This window comes from Mycobacterium gordonae, from assembly GCF_001417955.2.
Classification (GTDB): domain Bacteria; phylum Actinomycetota; class Actinomycetes; order Mycobacteriales; family Mycobacteriaceae; genus Mycobacterium; species Mycobacterium gordonae_B.
Genome location: NZ_LKTM01000048.1, coordinates 1 through 10,743 on the forward strand (window position 1 = coordinate 1; position 10,743 = coordinate 10,743).

Genomic DNA, 10,743 nt, shown 5'->3' on the forward strand with positions numbered 1-10,743 from the left:
CCCACCCCCACATTGCCCGACCCCACATTGGCCAACACCCGATTGAGCCCGGTCGCCAACGACTCCGGCGACAACGCGGTGTGCACCCACCCCGACACCGCACTACCCAAACTCACCACACCCGTGCCACCGGTATTACCGGCCAGCCCAGCCACATTCGAGTTCAACCACCCCGACAAGCCTGAGCCGTAGTTGCCGAACCCGGAGTTACCCCCGGCGCCGGAATTAAAGAACCCCGACGACGGCGCCACACTGGTGTTGAAGTAACCGGGACCGCCCGGCACCGCCACCTCGGCGATAACAGCACTCGGCAGATGAATACTCGGCACCGTCAACGCCGGAGTCCCAAACGCCCCCAACCCGATCGAAGGAATCGTAAACACCGGCGTCGTCAACGCCGGCACACTAACCTGCGGCAGCTCAAACCCACCCAACCCCACAGACGGAATCGTGAACACCGGCGTCGTCAACGCCGGCACACTGACCTGCGGTAAAGCGAAGCCGCCCAGCCGGATCGGATCAATCGACAGCGGTGGAGTCGTGATCGGCGGAGTCGTGATTGCCGGGAGGTTGAAGGCACTCAAGCCGATGGGATCAATGGTGATCGGCGGGGTCGTGATCGGCGGGATGCTGAGTTGCGGCAGGACAAATCCGGCTGCCGCGATCGAATCGATCGTGATCGGCGGGGTGGTGATCGCGGGCGTCACGATTTGCGGCAGCGAGAACGCGCCCAACCGGATCGGATCGATCGTGATCGGCGTTGTGCTGAACGGGGGTGTCACAATCTGCGGCAGTGTGAAGTCAGCTGCCTTGATCGGGTCGATCGTGATGGCTTGCGTCGTGATCGCCGGTGTCTTGATCTCTGGCAGCGTGAACCCGCCGACATTGATGGGCGGGACGGTGATAGGGGGCGTGGTCAGTCCGGGGAGGTTGAACCCGCCGAGCGTCAGCGACGGAATGTTGACGCCGACGCCGCTGATGGTGGCCGGGCCGAGGATGATGTAGGCGGGAGGACCGCCGGAGGTCGGAGGACTGCCCGGGGTGGTGACTCCGCCGCCGAACTGAGGCCAGACTCCCGATACCCCTGTAGTCAGCCAGAATACGTTGTTGGGGATGAACAGAATCAGCGGTAACGGCGGCGACGCCGGCAGCGTCACGGAGATGTTCGAAAGGTTCAATGGTGGTGTCGTGAAGCTCCCGACAGGAATGCTTCCGACGGTGATCGAGGGGATGGTCAACTGGGGCAGGTTGAACGCGCCCAGCGTGATTCCGCCCGGAATGGTGATCGGCGGAATGGCGAGCGACGGGATCGTCAGCCGCGGTAAGTTGAACGCCCCCAACTCGATACCCGGAAGCGTGATCGACGGGATGTCGATCGACGGGATGGTCAACTGAGGCAGATCGAACCCACCGAAACTGATGCCCTCGGAGATCGTCAGCGACGGGATGGAGATCGGCGGAATGCTCAGCGGAGGTAGGCCGAAGCCACTCACCGCGATTCCCGGGGGTGTGGTGATCGCCGGAGTGGTGATCGACGGAATGGTCAGCCGGGGCAGATCGAATGCGCCCACGTTGATGCCCGCGGGGATCGTGAACGACGGAATCGTCAACGGCGGCAGACTGATCGGCGGCAGGTCGAAGCCACTGACCGTGATCCCGGCCGGCGTAGTCGACGCCGGAATGCTCAACGACGGCACCGTGATCGGCGGGAGACCGAAGCCGCTGACCATGATCCCGGCCGGGGTGGTCGACGCCGGAATGCTCAACGAGGGCACCGTGATCGGCGGCAGCGCGAACCCTGGAACGGTAATCGACGGGATCTCCAGCGGCGGCAACGTCAGATCCGGCGTGATGATCGGAATGTGGAGGCTGCCCTGGCCAACTCCGGCTTGGAACACCCCGTTGTTCCAGGAGCCGGAGTTGAACAGGCCGTTGTTCATGTGTCCGAAGTTGAATGCGCCCGTGTTGACATTTCCGCTGTTGAACCAACCAGTGTTGGTGTTGCCCGGGTTGAAACCGCCGGTGTTCCAGGCACCCGTATTGACGCTGCCGACGTTGAACGCGCCGGCGTTGAACAATCCGGTGTTGCCCAGCCCCGAGTTGCCGATGCCGAAGTTGCCGGATCCTGAGTTGAAGAAGCCGACATTTCCGGTACCGGAGTTGAACAATCCGACGTTGCCGTTGCCGGAGTTCAGGCCGCCCAGGCCGAAGCCCGGACTGCCGATGCTGATGTAGGTGCCGCCGAAACCGATCCGGTTGTCACCGGTCAGCCCGAAGCCGAGATTGCCATTGCCCGTATTGCCAAGGCCGAAGTTGCGGTCGCCGACATTGCCGACGCCGACATTGAAACTTCCTAGATTCGCCACCCCGATGTTGGACGAGCCGACGTTACCCACGCCCACGTTGAGCGCATCGAGGGTGGGGGCGGCCAGGGCGGACGCCGAGGCCGCCAGACTGGGCAGCCCGGCCAGATTCTGCAGCGGCTGGGTGAAAGGTGAAAGCGCGGAGACGATCTGCGATGCCCCGCCGTGGTAGCCGAACATCGCGGCCACGTCCTGGGCCCACATCAGCTCGTATTCGGCTTCAGTCGCGGCGATGCCATGTGCGTTCTGCCCGAACAAGTTTGACCCGACCAGCGCTACCAGCTGAGCGCGATTCGCGGCGATGATCGCCGGATCGACGGTCGCGGCAAGCGTGGCCTCGAAGACGGCCGCGGCCATCCGCGCCTGGCTGGCCGCCTGCTCGGCTTGCGCGCCGGCCGCGCCCAGCCATCCCGCATAGTCGGTGGCCACCGCCGTCATGGCCACCGACGCCGGACCCTGCCACCCGCCACCGGCCAGCTCGGAAGTCACCGAGCCGAAAGATGCCGCCGCCGAGTCCAACTCCGCGGACAGCCCTTCCCAAGCCGCGGCGGCCTCCAGCAGCGGGACCGCCCCCGCACCGGAAAGAATCCGGGCGGAGTTGATCTCGGGCGGGAATACGAAGAAGTTCATCGAATCAACTCTCAGAGTCCCTGCGTTCCGGCCTTGCCCGGCGTGCCGGGTCCGCCTGAGCCGCCGTTCACGCCGAGCGGGGAACCGCCGTTGCCGCCGCCGCCGCCGGAGCCACCGGAAGCGCCGCCGGAACCCGGGAAGTTGGTGCCGTTGCCGCCGTTGCCGCCGTTGCCGGCGTTACCGCCCTTACCCCCGTTGCCGCCAACACCGGTACCGGTCGCGTTACCACCGTTGCCGCCTTCGTTGCCGTTGCCACCCTGTCCGCCGTTTCCTCCGGTCGAGCCGGCTCCGCCGGTGCCGCCGGTGCCGCCCGTACCACCGACGCCGCCACCGCCGCCTTTACCGACGCCGTCTGCGTTGCCGCCGGTGCCCGCCCGCTGGCCGAGGCCACCGTTGCCGCCGTTGCCGCCCTTGCCGTTTCCAGCGCCGCCGTCGCCTCCGGTGCCACCCATTCCTCCGGTGCCGCTGGCACCGCCGTTGCCGCCGCCGGTTGCGTTGCCACCGCCGCCAGAACCACCGCCCGTGCCGCCGTCGCCGCCGTCAGCGGCGTCACCGCCGAAGATGCCGGTGGCTGAGCCACCCTTGCCACCGGTGCCGCCGGTCCCACCGGCGCCGCCCACACCCGCGTTGCCTCCGCCAATGGCATTGCCGCCGACGCCTCCGTTTCCGCCCGCGCCGCCGGTGCCGCCCTTCGTCGCGCCGAACTGGCTGCTGCTGTCGGTGCCGATGCCACCGGTGCCGCCCTGGCCTCCGACGCCGCCGGCGCCACCGGTGCCACCGTCGACCGCGCCACCGCCCTTGCCGCCAATGCCGCCGGTGCCGCCGGTGCCGCTGGTCAGGCTCAGTGCGTCGCCACCGGTGCCGCCGATACCGCCGGCGCCGCCTACCCCGCCGTTGCCCCCGCCGACGCCGCCGATACCCGCTCCGCCGGCGCCGCCGTTACCGCCATTGCCACCGGTTCCGGCAGGAACGAGCGGGGTGGCGTTATTCAGTCCGGACGCTCCCGCGCCGCCGTTGCCGCCCATGCCGCCGACGCCGCCGGTGCCGTTGACGCCGACAGAGCCCGCTGTGCCGGGGCCGTTTCCGGCTGCTCCACCAGCCCCGGCTGCGCCGCCCGCACCGCCGTTCGCACCATTGCCGCCGGCGTAGTACTGGATCGAGCTGCCGACGATCTGATAGAGGAAGCCGGCAGAACCGTGACCACCGACGCCACCGGCGCCACCATTGCCACCGACACCGCCGTTGCCGTTGGCGCCGCCGGCGCGGCTGATGCCGCCGGCCCCGCCGGAACCGCCGTCGCCGCCGGCACCGGCATTGACGCCGTTGTTCCCGTTACCCGGCTGGCTTAATGCAGCCCCGGTAGCGCCGTCGCCGCCGACCCCGCCATTGCCGCCGGCGCCGCCGTTGCCCGCCGCACCGCCGAAGAAGCCGCCTAGGTTGTTACCGCCATTGCCACCAGTGCCGCCCTTGCCGCCCGGCGTGCTGAAACTCGTCGTCTGGCCGCCCAGGCCGCCGGTGCCACCGGCACCACCATTGCCACCGGTGCCGTTACTGCCATTGCTGCCGCCGATGCCGCCGGTGCCGGCGGCACCGCCGAAGCCGGCATCGCCGCCGTTGCCGCCTTGGCCGCCCTGTTTTCCAACCTGTCCGCCCGAGGCGTTGCCGGAATTCCCCGCTTGGCCGCCGACGCCGCCATTACCGCCCTGGCCGCCGCTGCCGTTTGCTCCGGTAGCCAGGCTGTTGCCGCCGGCGCCGCCGGTCCCGCCCTGACCTCCGTTGCCACCGGCGATGCCGGCCTCGTCAATGCCACCGTTACGGCCACTACCGCCCGCGCCGCCGGTGCCGCCATCGCCACCGTTACCGGCGGCCCCGCCGCCGAAGCCCGCGACGTTGTTGCCGCCGGCCCCGCCGGCGCCGCCCTTACCGCCGTCCATGCCTCGGATCGTGTCGCCCACGCCGCCGGTGCCGCCTTTGCCGCCATTGCCGGCGATGCCATTGCTGCCGTTGCCGCCGCCATTGCCGCCGGTCCCGGACGCGCCACCGACGCCGGAGTCACCACCGGCCCCGCCGTTGGCGCCCGGCAGGCCAGCCTGAACGGATCCGGCGCCACCGTTGCCGCCGGTGCCACCATTTCCGCCGTTGCCACCCTTGCCGCCCAAGCCGTTGACTCCGCCGTTAGTAGCGTTGCCGCCCGCCCCGCCGGTACCGCCGTTGCCGCCGATGCCGCCGTCGTAGCCCGGCTGGTTGACGGCGCCGCTCGGCCCGGTGCCGCCCGCGCCGCCGTTACCACCGAGACCGCCGGCGCCACCGCCACCGCCACCGAACCCGCCGACCGAGTCACCACCGCGCCCGCCGCCGCCGCCGGCGCCGCCGTTTGTGCCACCGAACGGGTTCGTGGAGCCCGCGGCACCGTTGCCACCGGCGCCTCCGGCGCCGCCGACGCCATTGAGACCATTAGCGCCGCCGGCGCCTCCGGTACCCACCACACCGCCGGTGCCGGCTGCTCCGCCGTCTCCGCCCTGGCCGCCGTTGGAGGCATTCTGGCCGGAGGTCGTACCCGCATTGCCGCCGGTCCCGCCGGTTCCGCCGTTGCCGCCGGCCCCGCCGTTGCCGTTGATTCCGCCGACAGCGCTGTTGTTGCCGCCGGCGCCGCCGGTGCCACCCACGCCGCCGGTCCCGCCGGCGAAGCCGGCTTGGTTGAGGCCGCCGTTCCCGCCGGTGCCACCCGCACCGCCGGTGCCGCCAGTGCCACCCGCCCCGCCCGAACCGCCGCCGAAGCCGCCGCTGTTGGCGCCGCCGACGCCGCCGCTGCCACCGCTGCCGCCGTTGGTGCCGCCCGCCGGGTTGGTGACACCCGCTGCGCCCTTGCCGCCGTTGCCACCGGTCCCGCCGGCACCGTTGTTGCCGTTGCTGCCGCCGGTTCCGCCCGTGCCTGCCGCGCCACCGGTCCCCGACTTGCCCCCGGTGCCGCCGTTACCACCGGAGGAGCCGTTCTGCCCGGAGGTGAGGCCGGCGTCGCCGCCGGCGCCGCCGTTGCCGCCGTTGCCGCCGGTGCCGCCGTTGCCGTTGGCGCCGCCTACCGCAAAGCTCTGGCCGCCCGCGCCACCCTTTCCACCGTCACCGCCGGTGCCGCCCCCGCCACCGTTCTGGTTCAGCAAGCCCGTGGCACCTGCACCGCCAGTCCCGCCGGTACCGCCGGTGCCGCCGGACCCAGCGGTCCCGCCGCCGTAGCCTCCGAAGTTCGCCCCGCCGGCGCCGCCCAGGCCCCCGCTACCACCCTTGGCGGGGCCGCTCACCGTCTGGCCGCCCGTACCGCCGGTCCCGCCCGTGCCGCCGTTGCCGCCGACGCCGTTGAGGCCGTTGCTGCCGCCCGTACCGCCGGTGCCGGCCGCGCCGCCGTTACCTGCGTTGCCGCCGTCACCTCCGGTGCCACCGTTCGCACCGTTCTGTCCGACACCGGCGCCGCCGGCGCCGCCGCTGCCGCCGCTGCCACCGCTGCCGCCGGCACCGCCGTTGCCGTTGAACCCGCCGGCAGCGCTGGCGCCACCGGCACCGCCCGTGCCGCCGGCACCACCTTTGCCGCCACTCAGGCCGTTCAGGTTCGCTCCACCGTTGTTGCCGGCGCCACCGGCACCGCCGGTTCCGCCTATTCCGCCGTTGCCGCCAACGCCGACATTGCCGGTCTTGCCGTCGCCACCGCCGGTGCCGACGGCGCCGGCTGCGCCGGCTGCGCCACCCTGACCTCCCGCGCCACCGGCGCCACCGTCGTTACTGGCCGATCCTGTGCCGCCGAAGCCGCCTTGGCCCCCTCTGCCGCCCTTGCCGCCGTTGCCGCCGCTGCCGTTGACACCGCCCGCAGTGGTACTGCCACCCTGTCCGCCCTGGCCGCCTTCGCCTCCGCCACCACCGCCGCCACCGGTGCCTCCGACGTTGCCGGGGACGCCGTTGATGCCGGTGGTGCCGATGCTGCCGTTGCCACCATTGCCGCCGTCACCGCCGACGCCACCCGCGCCTGCGGTACCGATGGAACCGCCGCTACCTCCAGAGCCCGTGGCTCCGCCAGCACCGGCGGCGCCGCCGAAGCCGCCCGTGCCGCCTTTGCCACCGTTGCCGCTGAAGCCGACGCCGTTGCCGCCGTCGCCGCCGGTACCGCCCTTGCCCCCGGTGCCGCCAGTGCCGCCGGTGCCGTTCACTCCTCCCGTGCCGCTGCCGCCGCCGGCGCCGCCCTTACCGCCGGCGCCGCCGGCATGACCCTGGTTGCCCTGGTTGCCGGCGCTGCCGGTGTTACCCAGGCCGCCGTCGCCACCGGTGCCGCCCTGGCCGCCCTTGCCGCCGTTCCCGAAGTTGCCGGTGCCGCCGCCGGCGCCACCGGAGCCACTCGCGCCACCCGCTCCGGCGTTGCCGCCGGCACCGCCCTGACCGCCCTCGCCGCCGTCGACGGCCAGGCCCAGTCCGGTACCGCCCTGGCCGCCCTGGCCGCCCTCGCCGCCGTCGCCACCGACGCCGCCGACGCCGTTGTTGCCGCCGGCACCGCTGTTGCCGCCCGCGCCGCCCTTGCCGCCCGCACCGCCGGAGTGCCCGAAGAAGCCCTTGCCGCCAGGATCACCGGTGGTTCCGATGTCGCCGTTGCCGCCGGTGCCGCCGGTGCCGCCCTTACCACCGTTGCCGAAGTTTCCCGTGCCGCCGTTGCTGCCGCCGGCGCCGCTGGCGCCACCGGCTCCGGCGTTGCCGCCGGCGCCGCCATCGCCCCCTTTGCCACCATCGACGTCGTATCCGACGCCGGTACCGCCTTTGCCGCCGGCGCCGCCGTCGCCGCCGCTGCCACCTGCGCCGCCGGCCCCGTTGGTGCCGCCGGCCACAGTATTGCCGCCCGCGCCGCCCTTGCCGCCGGCGCCGCCCGCGAGTCCTGTCCCGCCGTTGGTGCCGCCGCCGGTGCCGTTGGTGCCCACGTCACCGTTGCCGCCGCTGCCACCAGCGCCACCTGCACCGCCGTTGCCGGCAGTTCCACTGTTACCGCCGGTGCCGCCGCCACCGGCAGTGCCGGCCGTGCCGGCATTGCCGCCCACACCACCGTCGCCGCCCGCGCCGCCGGCGAGACCGTAGCCGACGCCGGTGCCGCCATTGCCGCCGCTACCGCCGGCGCCGCCACTGCCGGCGCTGCCGCCACTGCCGTTGATGCCACCGGCGCCGCTGGCCCCGCCGACACCACCGTTACCGCCCGCCCCACCGGCGAAACCGTTGCCGCCCTTACCGCCCACCGAACCGGCGGCGCCGTTGTCGCCGTTGCCCCCAAGGCCACCCTGGCCTCCGTTGCCACCATTGCCGGCATTCGCCGTGAGCGTGCCGCCGCCCCCCAGCCCGTTGGTCCCGTCCAGACCGCCCGTGCCTGCGGCACCACCGGCGCCGCCGTCTCCACCGGTGCCACCCGCTTTGCCGAAGTTGACGCCGGACCCGCCGGTGGCGCCTGCGCCGCCGTCACCACCGTTGCCGCCGGAGCCACCCTTGCCGAAGTTTCCGCCGGCGCTGTTCCCGCCGGCGCCGCCCTGGCCTCCTACGCCGCCCGCGAAACCGGTGCCGCCCTTGGCGCCGACCCCGCCGACCGCGCCGACGTCGCCCTTGCCGCCGGTGCCGCCCTGACCGCCGGCGCCGCCGTTGCCGGCCACTCCGTTACCGCCACCGGTCCCGCCGCTGCCTGCCTGACCGCCGGTGCCGGCATTGCCGCCGGCACCTCCGGTGCCTCCGGTGCCGCCCGCCACCTGGAAGCCGACGCCGGAACCACCGGTGCCACCGGTGCCACCGGTACCGCCGTTGCCGCCGGCACCGCCGACGCCGTTGACGCCCCCGGCGAAGGTGCTGCCGCCAGCGCCACCGTTACCGCCGGCACCGCCTGCGAGGCCGGTGAGTCCTTTGCTGCCGGCGAGGACCGTACCGGTGTTGGCGCCGGCGTCGCCGCCGGTGCCACCCTGCCCGCCGGCACCACCTGCGCCCGCCGCGCCGGAGCCACCGCCTGTGCCGCCGGCTCCGGCGGACCCGCCAGTGCCGGCCTGACCCCCGGCGCCGCCGGTGCCGCCCTTACCGCCGGCCACGCCCAATCCCGCGCCGGAACCGCCGGTGCCACCCTTACCGCCCGTTCCGCCTTGGCCACCCTGACCGCCGGTGCCATTGACACCACCCGCGCCGGAGCCGCCGCCGGCGCCTCCGCTACCGCCCTGGCCACCCGCGAAACCCGTGCCGCCGGTGTTGCTGCCGGGCGCGGCGTTGCTACCGACGTCGCCGGCACCACCCGAGCCACCCTGACCGCCGGCGCCACCGGTACCCGCGGCGCCCGTCCCGCCGCCGAGGCCGCCGGTGCCGGCCTGACCACCGGTGCCGGCATGACCACCGGTGCCGCCGGTACCACCGGCGCCACCCACCACACCAAGACCGACACCCGATCCACCGGTGCCGCCTTGACCGCCGACACCGCCCTGACCGCCGCGGCCGCCAGTGCCGTTGACACCACCAGCACCGGTATCGCCGCCGGCGCCGCCGGCCCCTCCGACGCCACCCGCGAAGCCGGTGCCGCCGACATTGGTCCCCGGTGCAGCGTTGCCGCCGCTGTCACCGGCGCCACCCGCACCGCCCGTGCCGCCCGTACCGCCGGTGCCCGAGGCGCCCACGCCGCCGCCGGAACCACCGGTGCCGGCCTGGCCTCCACCGCCTGCGTGACCGCCGGCCCCGCCGTTACCGCCCGCTCCGCCCTGAACCCCGAGGCCGACGCCGGAGCCACCAGCACCGCCCTGACCGCCCACACCGCCCTGGCCACCCTGACCTCCGGTGCCGTTGACACCACCGGCGCCCGTGCCGCCGCCGTCACCGCCGAGGCCACCCTGACCACCGGCGTAGCCCGTGCCCCCGGTGTTGGCACCGGGACCAGCGTCGATACCCACATCACCCGCGCCACCCGCGCCGCCCTGGCCGCCGCGCCCACCGACGCCCGCGGCCCCGGCGGTGTTGCCGGCACCACCGGTCCCGGCCTGACCGCCCGCGCCGCCCTTACCACCCTGACCGCCGTCGTCCGCGTGGCCGACACCGGACGCGCCCGCGCCACCCGTCCCACCGGTGCCGCCCTGGCCACCCTGGCCGCCGGCACCGCTGCTGCCGCCCGCGAAGCTGCTGCCACCGGCGCCACCAGCGCCGCCGTGGCCACCCGCGTAACCCGTGTTGCCAATACCGCCGTTGACGCCGTAGACGCCGGCCGTGCCGGAATCGCCGGTGCCGCCCGTTCCGCCGATGCCGCCGGCACCGCCGCTACCCACGCCGCCGGTGGCCCCCGCAGCTCCGAAGAGTCCGCCGGCACCGCCTGCGCCCGCGCCACCACCGTGGCCGCCGACACCACCGGTGCCACCCGTCCCGCCGTCGGCACTCAGACCGACACCGGAAGCACCGGCACCGCCCTGGCCGCCCACACCGCCCAGGCCACCGGCTCCGCCGGCACCGCCTTGCCCGAACAGCGAAGTGTTCGCGCCGCCGGCGCCACCCGAGCCGCCGGAGCCACCCGCAGCGCCGGTGCCACCCTGGCCGCCGGCGGTGCCAGTGGCCCCGATACCACCGGCGCCGCCGACGCCACCCGCACCGCCTGCGCCGGCCGCACCGAACAGTCCATTGCTGCCACCGACTCCCCCGGCTCCCCCGCTGCCACCGACCAGACCGGGCGCGCCGGCTCCACCGGCGCCGCCGGCCAGGCCGGTGGTACCGGCGGCATCGGCGG

Annotated in this window: 2 protein-coding genes; both read right to left on the reverse strand. The window is 73.7% G+C overall.

All coding sequences use genetic code 11. From position 1 onward, the window contains the following. Nucleotides 1-2,993, reverse strand: a 2,993-nt coding sequence (locus tag AO501_RS07280) for a PPE family protein (RefSeq protein ID WP_055577094.1), incomplete at its 3' end; no start/stop codon positions are given. Between the two features lie 11 nt (nt 2,994-3,004). Next, nucleotides 3,005-10,743, reverse strand: a 7,739-nt coding sequence (locus AO501_RS37800) for a hypothetical protein (protein WP_197419783.1), incomplete at its 5' end; no start/stop codon positions are given.